Source organism: Acinetobacter ursingii DSM 16037 = CIP 107286, from assembly GCF_000368825.1.
GTDB classification, from domain to species: Bacteria; Pseudomonadota; Gammaproteobacteria; order Pseudomonadales; family Moraxellaceae; genus Acinetobacter; species Acinetobacter ursingii.
On sequence record NZ_KB849717.1, the window covers coordinates 778,522 to 801,127 of the forward strand.

The 22,606-nt window shown below is 40.7% G+C and carries 20 protein-coding genes, 2 tRNA genes and 1 other RNA gene; 10 read left to right on the forward strand and 13 right to left on the reverse strand.

The window, feature by feature from the left end; all coding sequences use genetic code 11:
- Positions 1 to 194: 194 nt before the first annotated feature.
- Positions 195 to 695, reverse strand: coding sequence for a hypothetical protein (locus F944_RS11200; protein ID WP_004990590.1), 501 nt, complete (start codon positions 693 to 695; stop codon positions 195 to 197).
- On the opposite strand from F944_RS11200, the gene F944_RS16985 reads away from it, so the two are divergent.
- Positions 694 to 861 (forward strand): hypothetical protein, encoded by a 168-nt coding sequence (locus F944_RS16985; RefSeq protein ID WP_154647391.1) that lies wholly within the window; start codon positions 694 to 696, stop codon positions 859 to 861. The two genes, F944_RS11200 and F944_RS16985, sit on opposite strands and share 2 nt — an antisense overlap.
- Before the next feature lie 197 nt (positions 862 to 1,058).
- Positions 1,059 to 2,399, forward strand: a complete 1,341-nt coding sequence (locus tag F944_RS11205; protein WP_004990591.1) for a CitMHS family transporter — start codon at positions 1,059 to 1,061, stop codon at positions 2,397 to 2,399.
- A 60-nt stretch (positions 2,400 to 2,459) separates the two neighbouring features.
- On the opposite strand, the gene cysN is transcribed toward F944_RS11205, so the two are convergent.
- Entirely contained in the window at positions 2,460 to 4,073 is a 1,614-nt protein-coding gene (gene cysN, locus F944_RS11210) for a sulfate adenylyltransferase subunit CysN (RefSeq protein ID WP_004990598.1), read from the reverse strand.
- Positions 4,074 to 4,144: 71 nt separating this feature from the next.
- Positions 4,145 to 5,053, reverse strand: a complete 909-nt coding sequence (cysD, locus tag F944_RS11215) for a sulfate adenylyltransferase subunit CysD (RefSeq protein WP_004990602.1) — start codon at positions 5,051 to 5,053, stop codon at positions 4,145 to 4,147.
- A gap of 341 nt (positions 5,054 to 5,394) precedes the next feature.
- Between cysD and F944_RS11220 the strand changes: the two genes are divergently transcribed.
- Positions 5,395 to 6,789, forward strand: a complete 1,395-nt coding sequence (locus tag F944_RS11220; RefSeq protein WP_026039948.1) for a cobyric acid synthase — start codon at positions 5,395 to 5,397, stop codon at positions 6,787 to 6,789.
- A 157-nt stretch (positions 6,790 to 6,946) separates the two neighbouring features.
- Here F944_RS11220 and F944_RS11225 read toward each other — a convergent pair whose 3' ends face one another.
- The 6 genes from F944_RS11225 to coaD all read right to left on the reverse strand — a co-directional run bounded on the left by F944_RS11225 (position 6,947) and on the right by coaD (position 11,633).
- Positions 6,947 to 7,738 (reverse strand): hypothetical protein, encoded by a 792-nt coding sequence (locus F944_RS11225; protein ID WP_004990606.1) that lies wholly within the window; start codon positions 7,736 to 7,738, stop codon positions 6,947 to 6,949.
- A gap of 30 nt (positions 7,739 to 7,768) precedes the next feature.
- Positions 7,769 to 10,054, reverse strand: coding sequence for a TonB-dependent hemoglobin/transferrin/lactoferrin family receptor (locus F944_RS11230; protein ID WP_004990608.1), 2,286 nt, complete (start codon positions 10,052 to 10,054; stop codon positions 7,769 to 7,771).
- 300 nt (positions 10,055 to 10,354) lie between these two features.
- Positions 10,355 to 10,431: transfer RNA gene (locus F944_RS11235), tRNA-Met, on the reverse strand.
- A gap of 62 nt (positions 10,432 to 10,493) precedes the next feature.
- An RNA gene (gene rnpB / locus F944_RS16535) (RNase P RNA component class A) lies at positions 10,494 to 10,849 on the reverse strand.
- Between the two features lie 27 nt (positions 10,850 to 10,876).
- Complete coding sequence (locus F944_RS11240) at positions 10,877 to 11,140, reverse strand: YfhL family 4Fe-4S dicluster ferredoxin (protein ID WP_010588836.1); 264 nt, start codon at positions 11,138 to 11,140, stop codon at positions 10,877 to 10,879.
- Position 11,141: 1 nt separating this feature from the next.
- Entirely contained in the window at positions 11,142 to 11,633 is a 492-nt protein-coding gene (gene coaD, locus F944_RS11245) for a pantetheine-phosphate adenylyltransferase (protein WP_004990612.1), read from the reverse strand.
- A 158-nt stretch (positions 11,634 to 11,791) separates the two neighbouring features.
- On the opposite strand from coaD, the gene smpB reads away from it, so the two are divergent.
- Complete coding sequence (gene smpB, locus F944_RS11250; RefSeq protein WP_004990613.1) at positions 11,792 to 12,268, forward strand: SsrA-binding protein SmpB; 477 nt, start codon at positions 11,792 to 11,794, stop codon at positions 12,266 to 12,268.
- Positions 12,269 to 12,310: 42 nt separating this feature from the next.
- On the opposite strand, the gene F944_RS11255 is transcribed toward smpB, so the two are convergent.
- From F944_RS11255 to rluD, 3 genes are all read right to left on the reverse strand, one after another.
- A complete protein-coding gene (locus F944_RS11255; protein ID WP_004990614.1) occupies positions 12,311 to 12,892 on the reverse strand; it encodes a flavodoxin family protein in 582 nt (193 codons plus the stop codon).
- Between the two features lie 40 nt (positions 12,893 to 12,932).
- Complete coding sequence (gene pgeF, locus F944_RS11260; RefSeq protein WP_004990615.1) at positions 12,933 to 13,673, reverse strand: peptidoglycan editing factor PgeF; 741 nt, start codon at positions 13,671 to 13,673, stop codon at positions 12,933 to 12,935.
- A gap of 98 nt (positions 13,674 to 13,771) precedes the next feature.
- Entirely contained in the window at positions 13,772 to 14,821 is a 1,050-nt protein-coding gene (rluD, locus tag F944_RS11265) for a 23S rRNA pseudouridine(1911/1915/1917) synthase RluD (protein ID WP_004990616.1), read from the reverse strand.
- Positions 14,822 to 14,893: 72 nt separating this feature from the next.
- Here rluD and F944_RS11270 point away from each other — a divergent pair, with 72 nt between their 5' ends.
- Together F944_RS11270 and F944_RS11275 are read left to right on the forward strand one after the other, a co-directional pair.
- Positions 14,894 to 15,958, forward strand: a complete 1,065-nt coding sequence (locus tag F944_RS11270; RefSeq protein ID WP_004990617.1) for an outer membrane protein assembly factor BamD — start codon at positions 14,894 to 14,896, stop codon at positions 15,956 to 15,958.
- A 144-nt stretch (positions 15,959 to 16,102) separates the two neighbouring features.
- Complete coding sequence (locus F944_RS11275) at positions 16,103 to 18,001, forward strand: DNA primase (protein WP_004990618.1); 1,899 nt, start codon at positions 16,103 to 16,105, stop codon at positions 17,999 to 18,001.
- Between the two features lie 13 nt (positions 18,002 to 18,014).
- Here the strand turns inward: F944_RS11275 and hemA are convergent, their stop codons facing one another.
- Positions 18,015 to 19,298 carry a glutamyl-tRNA reductase gene (gene hemA, locus F944_RS11280; protein ID WP_004990620.1) on the reverse strand — a complete coding sequence of 428 codons (1,284 nt, stop codon included), beginning with the start codon at positions 19,296 to 19,298 and terminating at the stop codon, positions 18,015 to 18,017.
- Positions 19,299 to 19,398: 100 nt separating this feature from the next.
- Here hemA and F944_RS11285 point away from each other — a divergent pair, with 100 nt between their 5' ends.
- The 4 genes from F944_RS11285 (at position 19,399) to F944_RS11300 (ending at position 22,602) form a co-directional block, all read left to right on the forward strand.
- Positions 19,399 to 21,102: a tetratricopeptide repeat protein gene (locus F944_RS11285; protein WP_080633051.1), complete on the forward strand. Its 1,704-nt coding sequence runs from the start codon at positions 19,399 to 19,401 to the stop codon at positions 21,100 to 21,102.
- 3 nt (positions 21,103 to 21,105) lie between these two features.
- A complete protein-coding gene (gene lolB, locus F944_RS11290) occupies positions 21,106 to 21,681 on the forward strand; it encodes a lipoprotein insertase outer membrane protein LolB (RefSeq protein ID WP_004990623.1) in 576 nt (191 codons plus the stop codon).
- A gap of 14 nt (positions 21,682 to 21,695) precedes the next feature.
- The gene (gene ispE / locus F944_RS11295) at positions 21,696 to 22,523 is read left to right on the forward strand and encodes a 4-(cytidine 5'-diphospho)-2-C-methyl-D-erythritol kinase (protein ID WP_004990625.1); all 828 of its coding nucleotides are present in this window, start codon (positions 21,696 to 21,698) and stop codon (positions 22,521 to 22,523) included.
- A gap of 4 nt (positions 22,524 to 22,527) precedes the next feature.
- Positions 22,528 to 22,602 (forward strand) — tRNA-Gln (locus tag F944_RS11300).
- The last annotated feature ends 4 nt before the right edge of the window (positions 22,603 to 22,606 follow it).

Consider the following 22,606-nt stretch of genomic DNA (forward strand, 5'->3'; position numbering starts at 1 on the left):
TTATACATCAAATGTCAACAGACCCTAATTAAATTAAAATTTTTCTATAAAAATATAGCTCTAGACTATGATTCAGATTTAAACAGCAACGAACTCACGGTGGCATGGAAAATAAAACAGATAGAAAAAATGCCTCATGAAGAGGCATCATTATGATCAAATGAACAAACTTTTAGATTACAGTATGATCTGAATCATTTAAGTAACGCATCAAGCAAAGCTTGATAATGCAACTGAATATCTTCTGACAAAATTTTGTAAGCACTATCAAATTGCACCATCGGCCAGCCTTCTTTCCAGAACGGGAAAATATTATGCAAGTCTTTGGTGACAATCGCATCTTCACGAGTAATAGCTTGTGCGATTTGTGCTAACACCTGCGCAGTTTCAGCACCATCAATCGCCATATAATCTATACCACGTGCTTTCAAAATACGAATACGGTCTTTTTTATAACGAATTTTCTTTGCTTGTGCAGGGTTCAATCCCAATGCCAGCGTCACAGCCTCTACAAATTTTTCTTCAAAACTATGGTTTAAAGCTACAAGTGCTTGTTTATGTGCTTCTTGTCGACCCGCTTTGCCCCCATTACGGATAATCTCTTTCGCTTCAACATCAAGCTCATCTTTTTTCATTGACTGTAAAATATCTAAAATTTCGATATCCGTTAAAGATTCAGGAGATTGGTCGGTCATGGAAGTCTCTGCAAAAATGAAAGAACTATTGTCGCATAAAAGCGATGTCAAAGCAGAATTAAAACTCAATGAAAATTATCCAATTAATGCACGCTTTTTTACGTCGTATTTGCATACGTTAAATGCTGATGTTCATCATTCAGAGCCAAAAAGTATGACGTTATAAAAACCGAAATGCACTACAAAAGTGCAGAAATAGCTTTAAAAAATATAGTTTTAAAAAATATAAAATTATTTCTTAACTTTAATCTTAACGATAGATTATGTAATTGCATTTTTTAGAAAAATCAATAAATATATCCTGTGTTCAAACTATATGAACACTTTCATAAATAATAATTTCTTGGGCTAAGGATTGCGTACATGCTTACTTTTTTAGGTATTAGCATGATCATGTGTTTTATGTATTTGATCATGACTAAACGTCTCAGTGCTTTGGTAGCACTTATTCTCATTCCTGTTATTTTTGCTCTGATCGGCTGGGGACTTGGTTTTCATATTGAGAGCTTAAGTCATATCGAAGTGACAATGTTAGGCGAGAATATGCTGGAAGGCATCAAAAAACTCGCACCAACAAGCGTCATGCTACTTTTTGCCATTATGTATTTTGCCTTAATGATCGATTCGGGTTTATTTGACCCATCCATCAAGTGGATTTTGAAAATGGTCAAAGGCGACCCGCTTAAAATTACATTAGGTACTGTTTTTTTAACGTTAACTGTTTCTTTAGATGGTGACGGTTCTACCACTTATATGATCTGTGTCGCAGCGATGATGCCACTTTATAAACGAATTGGCATGAACCCACTGGTCATGACTTGTTTAATGCTTCTATCGAGCGGTGTGATGAATCTTACCCCTTGGGGCGGCCCCACTGCACGTGCAGCAAGTGCATTACAAGTTGATGCCAGTCACGTATTTATTCCCATGATTCCTTCGATGCTTGTAGCAATTATTTGGTTATTTTTCCTTGCTTATCTATATGGAAAGTACGAACGCAAACGCTTAGGTGTGATTAGCATTGATAATATTAGTCATGCAGACAACTTGACCATTTCAAAGGATCCTGATGCACAGCGTCCGCATTTGCGTTGGTTTAACGGCACTTTGACACTGGTACTCATGGCTACCTTAGTCAAAGGAATCTTACCAATGCCAATTCTGTTTATGCTCGGCTTTTGTATTGCGCTGGTAGTCAACTACCCATGCCTACAAATGCAGAAAAAGCGAATTGCAACTCATGCAGATAGTGTACTTGCAGTGGTCGGTGTTATTTTTGCGGCTGGGGTTTTCACAGGAATTTTAACTGGAACGGGTATGGTCGAATCCATGTCAAAACAGTTTGTGGCACTTATTCCAGCAAGTATGGGGCCATATATGGCACCCATTACAGGCGCCCTCAGCATGCCTTTAACTTTCTTTATGTCGAATGATGCTTTTTATTTTGGAGTTTTACCTATTTTGGCTGAAGCAGCGACCCAATATGGCATTGAGCCTGTGGAAATCGCACGTGCGTCGATTATTGGTCAACCGATTCATTTACTTTCTCCATTGGTGCCATCCACCTATTTACTTTGCGGTTTAGCAGCTGTTGAGTTTGCAGACCATCAAAAATTCACATTGAAATGGGCATTTATGACCTGTTGTGTTCTGATGGGAAGTGCCTTAGTTTTTGGTGTTTTTCCATTGGTCAGTATGATTTAAGTAAAAGCTTAGGCCATAAAAAAACCTCCTAAATTTAGGAGGTTTTTTTTATCAGGTCGATTACAAACGAACCAATTCCACTACCTGATCGACTACTTCTTCTACAGTCTCAGCCGTAACATCTGCATCTGATGCTTCTGTAACGGTTGTAATTACCACAATACCCGTTTCACGAAGTAAGTTGATTTGATCAGCAGTCAAATCTGATTTGGAAATCGCCACAACGCCCTGCTGAATCAGCAAGCTTTCAAGTGCTTGTGCTTTTTCAAGGATTTTCGCTGAAACACCAATCACCGCAGGTTTTTGACCCAAACGCGCTGCACGGTCTTCGGCAGTCACAGGATTGTTGCTCGCAGTCCATTCCACCGCCGCTTCAACCATGCCTGCGCCGACTGTAACGTTACTTAAACGGTCGATGAAAATAAATGAGCCTGTATAACGAGAGTCCTGATAACGATCAAAGACGACAGGTGCATCGAACTCGACTGTCACATCTGCAATTGCATTCAGCTCAAGCTCTTCTACCTGCGTATGCTCAAGGGTATTTACATTGACACGATAATGAATTTCAGTCACTTTGGCAGGAACAGTCTGTGTACCAATTTTGACATTGTACAGCTTACCTTTGACTAAAGGATGCTCAGTCATCCACACCACTGAAGCACGTACACTACGTGAAATCAATGGCTGTTCACCAGCACGTACTAAAATGTTCCCACGAGAAATATCAATTTCATCGTTTAACGTCAAGGTAACGGCTTGACCTGCAATCGCCTGTTCAAGATTGCCATCAAAAGTCACAATCTCTTTGACCGTCGATTTTTTACCCGATGGCAATGCAACAATCTCATCGCCAACATTGATCTCACCCAGTGCAATTGTTCCCGCAAAGCCACGGAAATCCAGATTTGGACGATTTACATATTGAACAGGGAAACGGAATTCGTGTTTATTCGATTCACGTTTAATTTCCACAGATTCCAAAATGTTCATCAAGGTTTGACCCTTGTACCACGGCGTACTTTCCGATGGGTTAACGACATTATCGCCATTCAAAGCTGAAATTGGGACAAATAAAATATTCTCTGGACGGCGATCACCCAGTTGGCTGACAAAAGCATCGTATTCAACCTGAATTTCGTTGAAACGTGACTCTGAAAACTCAACCAAATCCATCTTGTTAATGGCAACAACGATATTTTTAATACCCAATAAGCTGGCAATAAAAGTATGACGACGGGTTTGAGTTTGAACACCATAACGGGCATCAATCAGGATAATCGCGAGGTCTGCTGTTGAAGCACCAGTGGCCATGTTACGGGTATATTGCTCATGTCCCGGGGTATCAGCAATGATGAATTTGCGTTTCTCGGTCGAGAAATAACGATACGCGACATCAATAGTAATGCCCTGCTCACGTTCAGCTTGTAAACCATCGACAAGTAACGCTAAATCAGGTGCTTCACCTGTCGTACCGACTTTCTTACTGTCGCGGGTCACCGCCTGCAATTGATCTTCATAAATCAATTTTGAATCGTAAAGCAAACGCCCAATAAGGGTACTTTTACCATCATCGACATTACCACAAGTCAAAAAGCGTAATAAGTCTTTTTGCTCATGTTGTTTTAAGTACGCCAGAATGTCCTGACTAATAAGATCTGACTGATGAGACATGCTCTAACTCCACAAATTCTGAAATCTTTTCCTAAGCTCCCCTCTTTTTAAGAGGGGTTGGGGGAGATTTATTAGAAATAACCTTCCTGCTTTTTCTTTTCCATTGAGCCCGCTTCATCATGGTCAATCATACGACCTTGACGTTCAGAACTTGTGGCCAAAAGCATTTCCTGAATAATCTCAGGCAAGGTATCTGCCTCAGATTCCACCGCACCCGTTAATGGGTAACAGCCGAGCGTACGGAAACGTACCGATTTCATTTGTGGAACTTCGCCTTCTTTTAAACGCATGCGCTCGTCATCGACCATGATCAGCGTACCACTACGCTCAACCACAGGACGAACCGCAGAGAAATAAAGAGGAACGATTTGAATATTTTCTAAATAGATATACTGCCAGATATCCAGTTCAGTCCAGTTTGACAATGGGAATACACGAATACTTTCGCCCTTGTTTACTTTACCATTGTAAAGATTCCAAAGCTCTGGACGCTGATTTTTAGGATCCCAACGGTGCTTACTATCACGGAATGAATAAACACGTTCTTTGGCACGTGATTTTTCTTCATCACGACGCGCACCACCGAAAGCCGCATCAAACTGATACTTGTCCAAAGCCTGTTTTAAGCCTTGTGTTTTCATGATGTCGGTATATTTCGAGCTACCATGATCGAATGGATTGATGCCCGCATCACGACCTTCTTTGTTCTGATGCACGATCAAATCAAAGCCATGGGTTTTAGCCATATTGTCACGAAAGGCAATCATGTCCTTAAATTTCCAGCCTGTATCGACGTGTAATAAAGGGAATGGAAGTTTTGCAGGATAGAAGGCTTTCAGTGCTAGATGCAGCATCACCGCAGAATCTTTACCAATCGAGTAAAGCATCACTGGGTTTTCAAATTCGGCTGCAACTTCACGAATAATGTGAATACTTTCAGCTTCAAGCTGCTTGAGATGGGTTAATCTATCTTCAGTCATGTGCATCTCCTTTCCAGTCCGTTTTAATCATTAAGCCGCCAAGTAGTTTTTCGTCACAACTTGCGCCACCATATGGAGGAACGAGTGCCATAACAACTCCAAATTGAAAATTCGACATAGCTCTCCAGATTGGCCTTATGCTAGATCTGGAAATAGATATTCATTATAGTGATTTAAACAATACTTACTTTGCATGTTTTTTCATATGTATATCTGATTTAATCATATACAAAACATACAGTGTAGCCTGCATTTGACCACTACGTTGATCGTAAAAATAACGTATTATGCCGTAGGCTACCCCTTTCTGCCTACCCGATTTTATTGATAAGCATATCAGCATGAGACATATTTCAATTTTTGGAACTTCTAGCGATGCTGGAAAATCCACCATGACCTTTGTGATTGCCAAAATCTTACAAGATACAGGTTTACGGGTTGCGCCCTTTAAAGCACAAAATGTCTCGAATAATGCCAGAGTCTGTGATGATGGCAGTGAAATTGCGATTGCCCAGTCGTTTCAGGCTGAAGTTCTGGGTATTGCAACATCGCATCACCTTAATCCTGTATTACTCAAATCTGGCTCAAATGGTCGTGCTTCGGTCATCGTGGAAGGCAAAGTTATTTCACAGCAGCATGTACTCGACTATTACCGCGATCTGGATCAACTCAAACCTGCGGTACAACGCTGTTTTGATTATCTGGCCGACCGTTATGATTGCGTGGTCGCAGAAGGTGCAGGCAGTCCAGTCGAACTTAACTTAATGGACAAAGATCTTTCTAATATTTTTATTGCTGAAACCTATCAAACCAAAATTATTTTAATCGCTGACATCGAAAAAGGTGGCGTATTTGCTTCAATCTGGGGGACTTATAACTTACTCCCCGCTCACCTACGTAACAACGTCATTGGTGTGATCGTCAATAAATTTTGTGGTGATTTGTCTTTATTTGATGCGGGCATCGATATTATTCAGGAACAATTTAAAATTCCAGTTTTAGGCGTTTTGCCCTATATGCCGTTTAATCTGGGTTTTGAAGACAATGCCAGTCTGCAAAATTTTGTACAGCAATCTGGTCAGCAGAAAATCTCGATTGGCGTCATTGCCTATCCTTATATGAGTAATTATAACGACTTTGAACCCTTGATTGCCGATGATGAGGTTTTACTGGAATTTATTCATAGCCCGATTTCTTTAGAACGTTTTGATGTGGTGATACTTCCCGGCTCAAAATTAGTAATTCAGGATTTAAACTGGTTAAAACAAAATGGCTTATTTGAACAACTGCAACAACGTAAAAAAGCGATTTTTGCCATTTGCGGTGGTTATGAAATGCTATTTCAACAGCTATATGATCCTCATCAGATTGAAAACCCACAGCCAACCATCGCGACAGGTCTAAGCTTGATAAATGATGATATTCACTTCACTCAAGATAAAATTCTAAGCAAACAGTCCTATCCAATTTTTGGTATGCAGATTGAAGGATTTGAAATGCATCATGGGGTAAGCCACAAATATCCACTGTATTTTCAAGATAAATATATTCAGGGCACGTTTATTCATCAAATCTTTGATCACAATACGTTTCGTACGCAATACTTACATTCAATTTGTAATGATTATCAGGGTTTTGATTTTCAACAATATAAAACTGAGAAAATTGAAGATTTTGTCGGACAATGCCGTGATCGTTTAAACGTCAATTTAATCTTAGATGCGATTCAAGAGTAATTCGATTCTTATGTTCCAGTTCGTCTATTTATCTTTTTTTATTTTTGGTTCAGCTTAATTTTATCTACAGCACAATTTTTTGACCGTTTTTGCTTAAACTAATCTACAAAAACGGCCAAGTATTGATTCTCAAAACATCACAAAATGATATTTTCAGTTAAATTCCTTTCAATACACGAGCTGCAAAAGTTTTAATATCTTTGTCCTGAATTGTGGTTTTGCCATGACTGATATTTTGGAATTGCTGATTAAAAAACTCGTTATATTGTTTACGTGCCTGAGCCAAATGCTCGTCATAACGCTGAGTAAATTCACCCACATATTCATCTTCAGATAGGCTGAGATCTTTATTGGTATCTGTTAAGAAAAATTGTTGATCACGATGGGTCAAATAGTCGCCTAAGGTCACATAGTTTTTATTGTTATTGGCATACATTTGAATAAATTCATTCACATTCGCTGCCATTGGCATCGACAATGGAGATTTTACTTTAAAGCCATCATGTGTCCCTGTTGCGGTGGCCTCGTTCTTGGCATCTTCGGCAGTAATAATACCATCCTGATTTTTATCAAATTGATTAAAGGTTTTATGGCCAATTTCCTGATATTCCTTTAAGGTAATTTTGTCGTCTTTATTGGTATTTAATACACCAAAACGAACATGTGCCTGTTTCAACGACATCTCACGGCGCTGCTTTAATACAGGCTCCAGTCTGGCTTGTTCATACTGCACGTATTGTTGTTGATTCACTTGCTTTTGGGTTTTAAATAAATCTGCATAATCAGCCGCGTAGTTTTTAACAAAGGTTACATTGTCTGGATTTTTATCTTGTGGATGGTACAAGGCATAAAGGCCATAAGCCTGTGCTTCAATCTGATGATCTGGAGCAGCCATTACAAATGAGCTAAAAATGCTGCAAGCCAAGAGGGTAAATTTAATGTGTTTCATGATGATGTCCTAAACGATTTCTGATAATAATTAATATTTAAATTCAACACTTGCGACCACATTACGGCCTACCTCAGCAGAACGATCACGCAACGTATTAATGCTTCCACTGGTACTAGTCGCGGTATTTAATGTGCCTACACTTGAATAATTCCAATAGGTTTTGTCAAAAATGTTATTTAAAGAGACATTGAATTTCATATTTTTATTGACGTTCCAATAAGCGGACAAATCAAATACGGTATAGCCTTTCACAGGAATATAGTTTGAGTTGGTTGAATAGGTACTCACATCCTGCGATGCGGTTTTACTATCCACAGCAGTCGTTGTAAACCCAAGACCATAGACATGCTCAGGATCATCATAAGCAAGTGTTAGACTGGCTTTCGCAGGAGTAACAGAGTTTACCCCACTCTTTTTGCCATCGTTATCTTTGGCGCGGCCTCTGGTTTTACCTGCAACCAAGGCTACACTAAAACCATCTGCATCATGAATAAAATGTCCAAGATCTACACGTGTAGAAAGCTCCCCGCCCCAAATTGCAGCTTGTGCCAGATTTTCTGCTTCATAACATAAAAACACGCCTGAAACGGTACATTCAGATGCTGGTAAAGATTTATAATCAATGAAATTATCGTATTTGGTATAAAACCCAGTTAAATCCAGTTTTATCCCTTCAATCGAATCATTTCTTAGCCCTATCTCAAATGCATCACTGGTTTCCTCTTTTAAATCAGAATTACCAGCCAAATAATATGAATTGGTAGACGTGGTCTGGAAATAACTGCCTAACTCTGTTGCACTTGGAACACGTGTACCACGAGTGTATTTCGCATAAGTATAATTGTAAGGCGTTAACTGATAACTCAGTGACAATCCCGGCGATAAATAATTGAAATCTTTATCAGAAAAACCTGAATAATTTGAATTCTCTGGTTTAATTTCTTGGCGTTCTGCACGTAAAGACGGGGTCAATCTTAAAGCACGATCGAACACATCAAAAGTCATGCTATCTGACACATAGGCAGCGTAACGATTGACTTTAGAATCAGACAAATAACTTCCCTGATATAAAGTTGATGAAGTTGGAGCACCATTACGCAATTCTTTACGATCACTTGAATATTTCTTTTGATCTACTAACAGACCATATTCAAAATGATGCACATCAAGATATTTTTCGGCATCGAGTTTGATGCCCGTATTTTCTTCTTTAAAGGTATTATTGACATCACGATAATAAGTCGCGGCTTTATAACCCGTACGGGTATCATTATGTGATTCCTGATACCAAGCTTTGGCTTTCAACTGATCGAATAAACTAAAGTTACTTGGCTTAAACCGATAATCCAGACTGTATTGTTCGCGTTCAATATTTTGGTTTTGTGTACCATCTCCATACGTGATCCCTGTATAGGTAGAACCATCCATCTTACTAATATCATTTTTCTTTTTATAATAATCCGCGGTAAAACCCAGTTGATGTTGTTGATTAATGTCCCAGATGATACGACCTAAAATGGCATCAGATTTCCAGTCAGCAGGAAATTGTTTGGTATCCGAATTACCCTGAATTTCTTTACCATCACGATGCGCATAAGCAATCAATGCTTTAAGCGTATCATTCCCAACAGCACCTGTAACCGAACTTAACCACGCTTCATCTGCCGAGCTATAACCCGCCTTCGCAGTAGCGGCTACATTTTTCCCATCTATCAGATAATCTTCAGGTGATTTAGTCTTGAATGAAACACGTCCACCAATCCCATCTGTTGAAGCACCCGTTGTACCTGATTGGATATTCACTGTTTGAAACATTTCAGGTTCAATATAATCACGGCCTGCGGCACTATTACGCATACTTGCACCTGTCCAAGTCGCAACAGTTGCATCTGCGATATCAATACCATCAACATCTAGCCCTACCCGATTACCATCAATCCCACGAATGTTATAACTACTGGTACCTGAGCCTGCATAAAAAGCACTCGCCCCGTTGGCTGCAAATGGCGCACTCACCAAAGGCAAATATTTCACAATACTGGCCATATCTGTTGCACCTGTGCGATCTAAATTATCTCGACTAATGCTCGTCACAGAAGAGGGAACTTTGTCTTCCTTTTCAGCGTACACCGTAATAACAGAAAGCTTAGTATAGTGATTTGAATCAGCCGTTTTACTTTCTTCTGCCGCCAAGAGACTCGTGGAGACTGGTACCATCAACATGCCAAGACATACCGCTAAATAGTGCGGTTTCAATCGAATTTGCGGATTGACCTTATTTATGGACGTGAACTGATTCTGAGGACGATACATAACCCACCAATAAATGATAAAACTAAAGATAATAATTACTATTCAATAAATTAATTTATGCAGTTTTAGGCCTGATAAATTGCAGGAGAAATAAAGAATGAATAGACTTAAATGAGAATGATAATCAAAAGTAATAATATTTGCTACAAAAAATCACAGAAAATTGACATCCTGATTAATTTACAAGCATTTATAGATTCAATAACTTAAAAGATCGCCATAAATATTATTTGAATAATTTTCACATAAACCAAGAAAATTGACATAAAAAAAGACCATGCAGGAGCATGGTCTGTTAAATGGTGGCTATGACGGGACTTGAACCTGTGACCCCAGCATTATGAGTGCTGTGCTCTAACCAACTGAGCTACATAGCCGAAAACTGTGCGCGCATTATCCAAAGTTATCTGAGATACGTCAAGCAAATTTTTCATAAAATTGGTGAAGTGGACCTGTAAGCCGGGTTCTGTCGAGGACGATCATTCCTCTAGGCGTACAATCACTCATACGCTCAAGCGACCTACCCGAATCCAGTACGGGCCGTACCTCAGGATTCCTATTTGGTCTTGCTTCTGGTGGGGTTTACCATGCCGTGAACTGTTACCAGACACGCGGTGCGCTCTTACCGCACCCTTTCACCCTTACCTCACGAATGAGGCGGTCTACTCTCTGCTGCACTTTCCGTCGACTTTCGCCGCCCAGGCGTTACCTGGCACCCTGCCCTATGAAGCCCGGACTTTCCTCCCCTGCTTCAGTCACGAAGACCTCCACAGCAGCGACCGTCCAGTCCACTTCAGGAGCGCATAGTAGCAAAGATTTGGATTAATTGCTTGTGCTTTTTTGATCAATTAGTTTTTGATACTTTTGCAAAAGCTCCCCATGTGTTTCAACATGGTCAGGATCTTTAGGAATGCAATCAACAGGGCAAAATAACTGACATTGCGGTTCATCAAAATGTCCCACACATTCAGTACATAAGTCTGGATGAATCTCGTAAATCACGTCGCCCATAAAAATGGCCTCATTTGGACATACGGGTTCACAGACATCGCAATTGATGCATTCATCAGTAATAATGAGTGACACTCTACCAACCTTGTTGATGTTTGCGTTCGAAGGCTTCCACCACAGCTTGCGGGACAAACTTGGCGACATCTCCTCTTAAACGCGCAATTTCACGAACTAAAGTCGATGAAATAAAGGAATATTGTTCAGACGGGGTTAAAAACACGGCTTCAAAATGTGAATCTAATTGACGATTCATATTTGCCAATTGAAATTCGTATTCAAAATCAGATACAGCGCGTAAACCTCGTAATACTGCTGTTGCATTTTGTTCGCGAAAAAAATTGACCAATAAGCCGTCAAATCCAACAAACTCAACATTGGGTAAATGGCTTAAAGAGGCTTTGGCCAACGCGACACGCTCTTCTAAACTAAAGACTGGGTTCTTATGATGTCCAATCGCAATGGCGACCACAACTTCATCAAACATTCGTGAGGCGCGAGTGACCAAATCAATATGTCCATTGGTGATTGGGTCAAATGTACCTGGATAGATAACACGTGCTTTAGTCATCCATTTTTACTCTAGTTTATTTTCTGAGAGTTGTATTCTAGCAAATCTTGATTTCTTAGCGAAGACATCGTATCAATAAGCCACCTGATTAAAATGAAAAAACTTCACCTCTGTCACTGTTTCAGGCACAATAGCTTAACTTTGGAATTTTTAAGATTATGGCGAAAGCAGTAGTAGTGAAGAAAAATAACGGCGGCACCATTGCGCAGAATAAACGCGCGCGCCACGATTATTTTATTGAAGAAAAATTTGAAGCAGGCATTGCGCTGCTAGGTTGGGAAGTAAAATCTTTACGCGCAGGCCGCATGAGCCTGACCGAAAGTTATATTATTTTTAAAAATAGTGAAGCCTATTTGTTTGGTGCACAGATTCAACCTTTACTTTCTGCATCCACACATATCGTTCCCGAAGCAACGCGTACCCGTAAATTGTTATTGTCTCGTAGACAAATTGAACAATTGATGGGTGCAGTCAATCAGAAAGGTTATTCGTGTGTACCTTTAGCCTGTTACTGGAAAGGTCATCTGGTCAAACTGGAAATTGCATTGGTAAAAGGTAAGCAGCAACACGATAAGCGTGCGACTGAAAAAGACCGTGACTGGCAGCGTGATAAGGCAAGGTTAATGCATAAATAATTTGATGCATTAACAATTAAATGAATACAAAAGCCTCTGAATTTACTTTTTGGAGGCTTTTTCTTTCTCTGCACAATTTAAACGATAGAGCACACCCGCAATATACTCCCCAAACCATATTGCAGTATCAAGATCACCTTTAGGCGGGGTAATCTCAACAGGAGCATTATCGGATTGAGTCATCAAGCCTAAACAACTCGAAAGTCGATTTAAATCTGTTTCTGTAGAACCCGTTGCCATTAATGGCAATCCAGACCAAAGCATACCGTGCTGCATCGCGAAAATATTAAGTTGTTGAAGGACTGCGAGTTTATCACCGCTTAGACCACCAGAATTTGCAAAGCCAGCGGCAAGTTTGCCTTGCCAGAGACGATTTTTCCAACGCTTAGATGTACTATCCATAAACTTTTTAAAATCAGCCGAAACACTTCCCATATAAGTGGGGGACCCGAAAATAATCCCGTGTGCCGCATCCAGAGCATCCCAGTCAATATGTTCAATCGACATTAAATGCACATCAATAGCTAAGGTTTTTGCACCTTGTGCAATATACGACGCAACTTTGGCAGTATGTCCATAAGGGCTATGATAAACAATACAAAGTGATTTTTTGAGCAGTGACATAAATCAATCAAACTGATAGTACTTTGAAAGTTTACCACTTTTATCGGATAAAAACGAATGTCGCCATGCGTCCTGTTTTGGCATTACGCCGATAAGAATAGTATTCATCTTGTTGACGATAAGAACATTGATCACCGCCAAGTATTAACTCTATTCCATGTTGCTCCAAGATATAACGCGCAATGGCATAAAGATCCGCATAAAACTTATCATCCTGTTTGCCTTGTTCAAAAGCTATATCCAGTTCTGGGTATTTTTCACAGAACGTTTTCTTGACCTCAATCCCTACCTCAAAACAGGGCTGACTAATCGCAGCACCCAGCCAAGCCCATGTCGCGCCACTTTGCATGGCTTCGATGGTATTTTCAATTATTCCACCCGCAAGACCACGCCAACCTGCATGTAAATTCGCAACTTCTGTACCATCCCGATTGCCCAAAACCACAGGCAGACAATCAGCCGTCATCATCATCAGCGCATGACCTTTGGTTTGAGTAACTAATCCATCTCCAACCAGTGCATCAAATGTTATTTGTTCATTAACAGTATGGCAAATAGTGCTATGGGTTTGGGTCATCCATGTGATTTTATTAACCCCATATTCGGCAAACTCATTCAGCAATATCATGCGATGCTGCTGAACACGCTCAGGATCGTCATTGACATGTAAAGCCAGATTAAATCCAGCTAAATCAGCATGAATACTTGGCAGCGCTCCAGCATGTTGAATGGTGGTCTGTCCCACATAAACACCTTGTGGTAAACCCTGCACAAAATTCATGAACTGATTCCTTTAATCTTGAATGGAGTTTTTCATAAGCCCCTTTTATTTCCTCCTTAGAAAAAAATAAAGAGGGCTTAAATAGTTACGAAAGAAACCTAATAAGCCGCATTGTCCTGACGCAAGACCTCAACCAAATAACTAAAATCTTCTGGCCACGGTGCTTCAAACATCATATTTTCGCGAGTACGCGGATGAACCAGACCCAGTTTGGAAGCATGTAAAGCCTGACGCTTGAAAGCACGTAAGGTAATATTTAAACGTTCACTTGCTCCCGCAGGAACACGAACTCGATTCATATAGACAGAATCGCCCACCAAACCATGGCCGATATAACTAAAATGCACCCGAATCTGATGCGTCCGCCCCGTTTCAAGTTGTGCCTGTACACGCGTAAAGTTTTGGAAACGCTCTTTGACATTATAATGCGTTACCGCATCACGCCCGCCCGGAAGAATAGCCATTTTAATACGGTCAACTGGATGACGTTTAATCGGTTCATCAATAGTACCTCCCGCCACAATATTGCCATAAACAATTAAATCGTAAATGCGGTAAACCGATTTATCTGCCAGTTGTTTACTTAAGGAAAACTGTGCTTCGAGATTTTTGGCCACTACCAATAAACCGCTCGTATCTTTATCAATACGATGCACAAGTCCCGCTCGCGCTAATTCAGCCGATTTTGGATAGTGATATAGCAAGGCGTTAACCAGTGTCCCTGAACTATTGCCTGCGCCGGGATGCACCACCATGCCCACAGGTTTATTAATCACTAAAATATCATCGTCTTCATAGACAATGTCCAGTGCAATATTTTCAGGCTGATTAGTAGTCTGAGCCTCAAGCTCGACATTTAAGGTCAATAACTCATTACCTTCACAGCGATATTTGGGCTTTACGATGTTACCATTTACCAACAAATGGCCATCTTTCATCCACTGTTTGAGGCGTTCTCTGGAAAAGTCGCTCCACACACTGGCTGCGACCTGATCAATGCGTTGTCCCAGATAAGTTTCATCAAGCTGCTGTTGCAACGATAAACGTGTTGCAGTTGTGTCAGAATTATGATTATCTGCATCCTCAGAATCTTCAAGTAAGAAGTCTGTTTCTGAGAGATTTGAATGAGAAGATTGTGCTGAAGTCATTTGCTCAAATTGATAAAAGTGGTTTAATAGCGCAATTGTAGCTCATTGCCCGTATATAACAGAGGAGTTTTTATGTCGCTACCAAATTATAAGATTACCATGCTTGCCCTTTCTCTTGGTGTAGCGACTGCAATGGTGGGTTGTAGCAGTAATCCAAAAAAAGAAGTAGTCGATACTGGGCCTAAGTCAAGTGAACTGGTTTATTTTGAAAAAGCCGAAAAATCACTGAGTCGCAAACAATATTCAGACGCAGCAAAGTCCTTAGAAGCAATCGATACCTATTATCCTACAGGTCAATACGCCCAACAAGCGCAACTTGATCTGCTGTACGTCAAATTTCAACAAAAAGATTATGAAGGTGCGATTGCACTTGCAGAGCGTTTTATTCGCTTGAATCCACAACATCCTAATGTCGATTATGCCTACTATGTACGTGGCGTGTCCAACATGGAACTCAATTACGATAGCTTGTTGCGCTATACCTCATTACAACAGTCACATCGCGATGTGAGTTATTTAAAACTGGCTTATCAAAATTTTGTTGACTTTATTCGTCGTTTCCCAAGTAGTGAATATGCGGTCGATGCAGCACAGCGCATGAAATATATTCAGCAAGAACTTGCTGAAAATGAAATTAATGTAGCACGTTTTAATTTAAAACGTCAGGCTTGGCTTGCGGCGGCTGAACGCGCACAATGGGTTGTTGAACATTATCCACAAACACCGCAAACTCCTGAAGCACTCGCAACTTTAGCGTATGCCTATGACAAATTAGGTGATCAAGAGCTTAGTCAACAATACACCAATGTATTAAAACTAAACTACCCAGATTTAGTGAAATCTAATGGTAAAGTTGATTTGCGCGCAGCGCGTCATGAGGGAAGCTGGTGGAATCGTGCAACACTGGGTATTTTAGGTCGTGGATCGAAAACCTCAGGTGTTGAAGAAGCAACATCGGATCATCCAACTGAAAAACGCAGCCTGACCAATCGTTTGAGTTTTGGTTTACTGGATAAACCTGAACAACATGAAGTTGCGCCTATTTCCGCACCACCAGTACAACAAACTGTTCCGAGTATGAGTGTTGTACCAGATACGGTCGCGCCACAAACCAATGATGATGATGCTGCCAACTAAACTGGTTTCGTTACACAGCAAGGCAAGTTCATCTGACTTGCCTTTTTTCATTTTGAGCGCATTGAAATCATCACCATTAGACTGCATCATGTAAAGTGGTCTCAATGACAGCAATATTTTTCGTCCAGACACGGTAATTTTATTATGGCGATTCCACAACATACGATTGATCAAATTCTGGATCGTACAGATCTGGTCGAACTGATTGGTCAGCGGGTAAAGCTTAAGAAAACTGGACGAAGCTATTCGGGCTGTTGCCCATTTCATCAGGAAAAAACCCCTTCTTTCCACGTCTATCGTGACAAAGGCTATTACCACTGCTTTGGCTGTCAGGCCAATGGCAATGCGATTCGCTTTTTAATGGATATTGATAGCCGTAATTTTATCGATGTTATGCAGGAGCTTTCTAGCAAAGCAGGAATCGAATTACCCAAAGATAATTTTGATAATAAAAAACTGTCTTATAAACGCACACCACAAAAACTTGAGCCCAAAGCGATTGCTGCACCAGAAGTCACATCACCAGCAATTACACAGCAAGACCAAGATCCCAATCAGGCTTTTGCCGACGCGGCAAATCTGGCAATGCCTGTCTATTTAGATGATCCTTTTGCACAGTTTGATAGCACCCTTTCTCCTTTTGAGGATATCCCGCAAGAAGGAAATTTATACGACTTACTTGAAAATGTAGCGCAGTTTTATGAACGACAACTTCCTCACAGTAAAAAAGCACAGAGCTATTTTAAGCAACGTGGATTAACAACTGAAACCATTCAGTTCTGGCGGTTAGGTTATGCACCTGAAGATTGGCAACATCTGGAAAAAGCATTTCCACAGGATATTGACGGTCTAAAAAAAGTCGGCTTAATTCGTTCCAGTGATAACGGACGGGATTTTGATTTATTGCGTGAACGGGTGATTTTCCCGATTCGTGATCAAAAGGGTCGTGTAGTGGGTTTTGGCGGCCGTGCGCTGAATGATGAAATCAAACCCAAATATATCAATTCACCAGACTCCGATATTTTTCATAAAAATCAATTGCTCTATGGACTCTATGAAGGACGAAAACTCAAAGCCCATGACTGGTTGATGGTTGAAGGTTATATGGATGTCATCGCCTTACAACAATATGGCGTTTATGGTGCTGTTGCGACACTTGGAACTGCCAGTAATGCAGATCATCTCACGACCTTATTTAAGCAAAATCCGCGGATTACCATTGCCTTTGATGGAGATGCCGCAGGTCAAAAAGCCGCTCGACGCACGCTGGAAATTGCACTTCCTTTATTAAATGATGGACGTGAACTTAAATTTTTTGTATTGCCCCATGAACACGATCCAGACTCATTGATTCGTCGTGAAGGCTTAGAAAGTTTTAATCGTCTACTGGATCAGGCTCCGTTATTGTCTGACTTTGTCTTTGCGCATTTAACAGGACAGCACGACATTTCCAGTCCAGAAGGTAAAAGTCTGGTGATGGGCGAACTGAAAGCACTGACTGAGTTATTACCTAAACATGGCTCGTTTCGCTATTTGCTTACCCAGTCATTTAGAGAAAAGTTAGGTTTAGGGCGCAAATGGACGCCACAAATCAGCCATGATGCATCTTTGTCTTTTAATATTCAAACCAAAGATGAAGATTTTGCACTGGCGATTTTGATGCACCATCCTTATTTATATATTCACTTTGAGGCCCTCCGCGCAGTCATCGATTCCAATGAGTTGCTTGGCAAAACTTTGGCTATTTTCGATCGTATTTTTGATGAATTACCCGATGATCAAGAATTGGCAACTTATTATGTGCTGGGCGCATGCAGTGCCTATTGTCATGAAATTGCAGACATCATGCAAAGAACCAATATCGAAAGCCTGACACAAGCTCCCGAAATTGCGGATAAACTTGCCAAAGAATATTCTTTAGGATTACAAGAGAAATACTTGCGGCAAAAATTAAAAGCACCGATCTCTCTATTGGAATCGCGTAACTTACGTCAACAGCTCAATGAACTCACCAAGCAGATTGGTTTAAGATTATTATCTTAGCGATATTAATAGATTATTTTTTAGGCTTTCGTTCTTTGGCAAACACGTCAGCCAATTCATTCTGTATCCATTCAAAATAATCAGGACTTTCATTTTGCGCCGCTTCACGCAATAAAATTGAAGTCGGATGCAGCATTTTTTGCGTTAAACGATGTGCAAAGTTTTTTAACACATCTTCTGGATTTTGCCCTGTTTTTAAGGCTTCAAGCGCAAGTGCAAGCTCTGACCGACGTTGTGCCTCGCCATGCTCACGATACGCTTGTATGGTGCTCCCTGCCTGCTGAATTTTTTGCTGTGTGACCAGTTGAGTCGCCAACTGATTGACCATCACTTCAGCTTCAACTGCTGCCTGACGACGTTGTGCCAGATTTTCATCAATCACACTTTGCAGGTCATCGACACCATACAGATAAACGCCATCCAGACTTTCAACTTTCGGATCGATATCACGTGGTACAGCCAAGTCCACCATGAGCATCTGTTTGTAACGACGTTTTTTCAGCGCAGCACGGACATCTTTATAATGAATGACTTGATGCAAACTACCCGTACAACTCGACACGACATCTGCGCGATGCAAATGATCTGCTAACTGATTAAATTCTATAATCTCGACATCAACCTGCTGAGCAATTTCCTGTGATAGGTTTTCAGCACGTTCACGACTCCGATTACAAATAATAATTTTCGCAACTCCCATTTCTGCCAAATGCTTAGCCACCAGACTATTCATTTCACCAGCAGCAACCACCATCACGGTCAACTGTTCAGGATGACTAAATACTTGCAAAGCCAATTGGGCAACGGCATAGCCCATCGACACCGCATGACTACCCACCGCGGTCTCTGTACGCACCCGCTTGGCAGCATAAAACGCATATTCAAAAATTCGATTTAGACTAGGTGAAATGGTGTGCGCTTCTTTAGACAAATTCAGCGCACTTTTGACTTGTCCTAAGATTTGTGGCTCACCGAGCATGAGTGAATCAAGCCCACTGGCCACCCGCATCAGATGTGTAACCGCTTGCGCATTTTCGTAACGATAAACATGATGAAGTAATTGTTTTACTTCAATATCATTTGATTGGGCAAGCCAGTCTAGTACCATGTCCGCATTATCTGCGATGGCGTACACTTCAGTACGATTACAGGTCGAGACCACCACCATATCATTTAAATGGTGATGATCTCGCTGCTCGGCAAGCAAAGCACTCAATCGCTCTGCATTAAAAGCGATTTGTTCTCTCAACTCTACGGAAGCTGTTTGATGATTGACACCCAATGCAAAGAAGGACATATCAGATCATCATTTCGCTAAATTTATGCTATTGTGCAATAACGGTGTCATAAAAAGCATACTTAGATTACGGAAAAATGGATTACTAAAATTGCGTCAAATGAATTGCCGAATTAATGGTACGTCGATTAGACAATATTCTACCACATTCTTACTGTTAGGAAGCATGGCATCATCAGCGCATGTACGTGCTGTGACTGATTTTTATCCAATTCAACCCAATACAGAAGCACTTAAGCAAAGTATGATTGCTGAGTTTGCACTGGCTTATGACGACATTCCAACCGCAATCCATAACTACACCGTTTTAGCCATTAAGAGCAATTCACCCGCCATTAAACAACGGGCTTTGGATATTGCACTCGAATATAATGACATGAAAGCGGCACTGGATATTGCCACGCATTGGGTGGTACAAGAGCCAGAAGATGTTCCCGCACTGTTTTATCTGGCCCATATTGCCTTAAAAGCACATGAATACAAGCTTGCAGCAGATACACTGGATAAAATTTTAAATATCGATCCTAATGCGGATTTGGAACAAATTGTCGCGGGCATTTCACCCGAGTCAGCTGCCGATCGTGCTGACTTACTCAATATTCTGAATTTTAGTAAAGAGAAAAATAACCCTTCGGTGTTGGCTTTGATCGCAGGATTACAAGCACAAAATGGCGAACTCGATCAGGCGCTTACGACCATTAATCGAGCATTGCGAAAACGCCCCAAAGTCACAGGTTTTATTTTAATGAAAGCCAATTTATTGATTGGCTTAAATGATCTGGAAGGCGCTCAACAGTGGTATGCAAAATCAAGCAGACGTCACAAGGATAATCTGGAGGTTCGTTTGGCTGAAGCACGTTTTTTAGTCAAAAACAATGAACCAGAACTGGCACTGGAAAAACTACAAAGCATTATTAAAGACTGGCCAGATGCAGAAGAAGCCAAATTTATTGCAGGCTTAACCAGCATTGATTTAAAACAATACGAAAAAGCCGAGCAATATCTGGTCGATTTACGCTATTCAGCCAAATATCAAAATGAAGCCTATTATTATCTGGCTGTGAATGCTGAACGCAAACAGCATTTTGAAACAGCAAAAGCCTATTATCGGCTGGTCGATGGTAGCCTCTATGTCGTTTCACGTCGCAATATGATTGCCATTTTTGAAAAACAAAATAACCTAAATGATGGTTTACGCTTTCTCACTCAAGAACGCGTCAATTACCCACAACATGCCAGTTTTTTATATCAGGCTCAGGCTGAAATTCTCAGAAAAATGGGCAATAAAAAAGCAGCCATTCGCCTATTAGATGAAGCGATCAAAAGCATTACAGATGACCCTGAACTGATCTACGCCGAAGTGCTGATGCTCGATCCGAATATGGATCGGGATAAACTTGATCGGGCATTAAAGCAATTATTACAGATTGAACCCAATAGCCCGACCTATTTAAATGCCTATGCCTATACCCTTGCCTTGCAAAATCGCCGACTGAACGAAGCCAGAGAATACGCTGAACTTGCACTGGAATATGCACCTGAACAAGCTTCAATATTGGATACGCTGGGCTATATTGCCTTTTTACAAAATGATTTTCCTGCCGCGGCTGATTCATTGGGGAAAGCATATAACTTAAGTCAGAACGTCAATATCGGAGTTCGATTTGCCAAAGCCTTGTACATGCAAGGTGATCTGGACAAATACACTCAAGTGTTACAACAGCTGAAACAAAAGCATGCAAATGATCCACAATTACAACAGCTTGATGGATTAATCTTACCGTTAAGTACCAAAAAGAGTTAATTTATGAATACGCTTTCTCAAACCTGTATTGCACTTTGTTGTTCCAGCGCGTTGTTTTTAACAGGTTGTCAGCATTTTACCCAACCACAACTACCAAAGAGCACTCAAGAAAGCGAAAATCAATTTAACCTACAAGGTAAAATTGGCGTACGAACCCCACAACAAACAGGCAGCGCTTTTTTTACGTGGGCACAACAACAGCAAAACTTTGATATCGAATTAACTGGCATTTTGGGGATGGGTAAAACTCAAATTCAGGGAAAAAATGGCAAAGTTACTCTGAATAGTGCAAAAACGGGACTTATTACAGCATCCTCTCCAGAAGAGTTACTTGAACGTGCAACAGGATGGCAAGCTCCGATTACCCACATTATTAGTTGGGTACAAGCCAGACCTGCAACTACACAGGCTCAAACCACTCAAGATGCCAATGGTCGAATAAACCATATCCAAGAAGATGATTGGAATGTTGATCTCAGCTATGATGCAGAGCAAAAATTACCGAATAAACTTATTTTAAAGCAGACACTTGAAGATAATAAAGAAAACCGTATTACAATGGTCATTCAAAATCGTTAAATCAAGTGAAGATAATGATTCGGGTTCCCTCTCCTGCCAAACTTAATTTGTTTCTGCATATCACAGGTCGTCGCGCAGATGGCTATCACGAATTGCAAAGCATTTTTGAGTTGATTGATTTATATGACTGGATGAACTTTTATCCAAATGATGATTCAGCCATAGAAATCGTAGGGCTTGAACAAGTCGATCTGAAAAATAATTTAATTTATCGTGCCGCAGAAATATTAAAACCTTATGCTCAAAAATTATGCGGCCTAAAGATTGAAATCGAGAAAAATATCCCGATGGGTGCAGGGCTAGGCGGAGGTTCATCCAATGCTGCCACTACCCTTATTGTGCTCAATCAACTCTGGCAATGTGGTCTCAATATTCAGCAACTGGCAGAGCTTGGATTACAGTTGGGCGCTGACGTTCCTGTGTTTGTGCATGGGCAAAATGCATGGGCAGAAGGTGTCGGTGAACATTTATCATTCATAGACTTAGCTCAAAAACAATACATCATTTTAAAACCTGACTGTTTTATCAGCACTCAATTACTTTTTTCGCAAAAAACATTGACAAGAGATTCCAAGCCTACTACATTTTGCGCCTATCAGTTAAAGCCATCCAGCTTTGGAAATAACTTTGAGCCTATTGCTAGAAGTCTATATCCACAGGTTGATGAAGCGATGCATTATTTAGATCAATTTGGTCAGGCAAAGCTTACAGGAACAGGTGCTTGTGTTTTTACTGAGATCAATGCTGAAATGAATATTGCTGAAATTGTTGAAAATGCGCCATGTAAAGCTTATGTGGTGAATAGTTTAAAACAATCTCCACTCTATGATTTTCGACTTTGAAGATAGGGGCGTCGCCAAGTGGTAAGGCACCGGGTTTTGATCTCGGCATCCGTTGGTTCGAATCCAGCCGCCCCTGCCAATCA

What these genes read in the sequence shown, in the direction of transcription:
- F944_RS16985 (WP_154647391.1), top strand. Translation starts at nt 694, where the DNA reads ATGGAAGTCTCTGCAAAAATGAAAGAACTATTGTCGCATAAAAGCGAT.
- F944_RS11200 (WP_004990590.1), bottom strand. Translation starts at nt 695, where the DNA reads ATGACCGACCAATCTCCTGAATCTTTAACGGATATCGAAATTTTAGAT.
- F944_RS11205 (WP_004990591.1), top strand. Translation starts at nt 1,059, where the DNA reads ATGCTTACTTTTTTAGGTATTAGCATGATCATGTGTTTTATGTATTTG.
- cysN (WP_004990598.1), bottom strand. Translation starts at nt 4,073, where the DNA reads ATGTCTCATCAGTCAGATCTTATTAGTCAGGACATTCTGGCGTACTTA.
- cysD (WP_004990602.1), bottom strand. Translation starts at nt 5,053, where the DNA reads ATGACTGAAGATAGATTAACCCATCTCAAGCAGCTTGAAGCTGAAAGT.
- F944_RS11220 (WP_026039948.1), top strand. Translation starts at nt 5,395, where the DNA reads ATGAGACATATTTCAATTTTTGGAACTTCTAGCGATGCTGGAAAATCC.
- F944_RS11225 (WP_004990606.1), bottom strand. Translation starts at nt 7,738, where the DNA reads ATGAAACACATTAAATTTACCCTCTTGGCTTGCAGCATTTTTAGCTCA.
- F944_RS11230 (WP_004990608.1), bottom strand. Translation starts at nt 10,054, where the DNA reads ATGTATCGTCCTCAGAATCAGTTCACGTCCATAAATAAGGTCAATCCG.
- coaD (WP_004990612.1), bottom strand. Translation starts at nt 11,633, where the DNA reads ATGACTAAAGCACGTGTTATCTATCCAGGTACATTTGACCCAATCACC.
- smpB (WP_004990613.1), top strand. Translation starts at nt 11,792, where the DNA reads ATGGCGAAAGCAGTAGTAGTGAAGAAAAATAACGGCGGCACCATTGCG.
- F944_RS11255 (WP_004990614.1), bottom strand. Translation starts at nt 12,892, where the DNA reads ATGTCACTGCTCAAAAAATCACTTTGTATTGTTTATCATAGCCCTTAT.
- pgeF (WP_004990615.1), bottom strand. Translation starts at nt 13,673, where the DNA reads ATGAATTTTGTGCAGGGTTTACCACAAGGTGTTTATGTGGGACAGACC.
- rluD (WP_004990616.1), bottom strand. Translation starts at nt 14,821, where the DNA reads ATGACTTCAGCACAATCTTCTCATTCAAATCTCTCAGAAACAGACTTC.
- F944_RS11270 (WP_004990617.1), top strand. Translation starts at nt 14,894, where the DNA reads ATGTCGCTACCAAATTATAAGATTACCATGCTTGCCCTTTCTCTTGGT.
- F944_RS11275 (WP_004990618.1), top strand. Translation starts at nt 16,103, where the DNA reads ATGGCGATTCCACAACATACGATTGATCAAATTCTGGATCGTACAGAT.
- hemA (WP_004990620.1), bottom strand. Translation starts at nt 19,298, where the DNA reads ATGTCCTTCTTTGCATTGGGTGTCAATCATCAAACAGCTTCCGTAGAG.
- F944_RS11285 (WP_080633051.1), top strand. Translation starts at nt 19,399, where the DNA reads ATGAATTGCCGAATTAATGGTACGTCGATTAGACAATATTCTACCACA.
- lolB (WP_004990623.1), top strand. Translation starts at nt 21,106, where the DNA reads ATGAATACGCTTTCTCAAACCTGTATTGCACTTTGTTGTTCCAGCGCG.
- ispE (WP_004990625.1), top strand. Translation starts at nt 21,696, where the DNA reads ATGATTCGGGTTCCCTCTCCTGCCAAACTTAATTTGTTTCTGCATATC.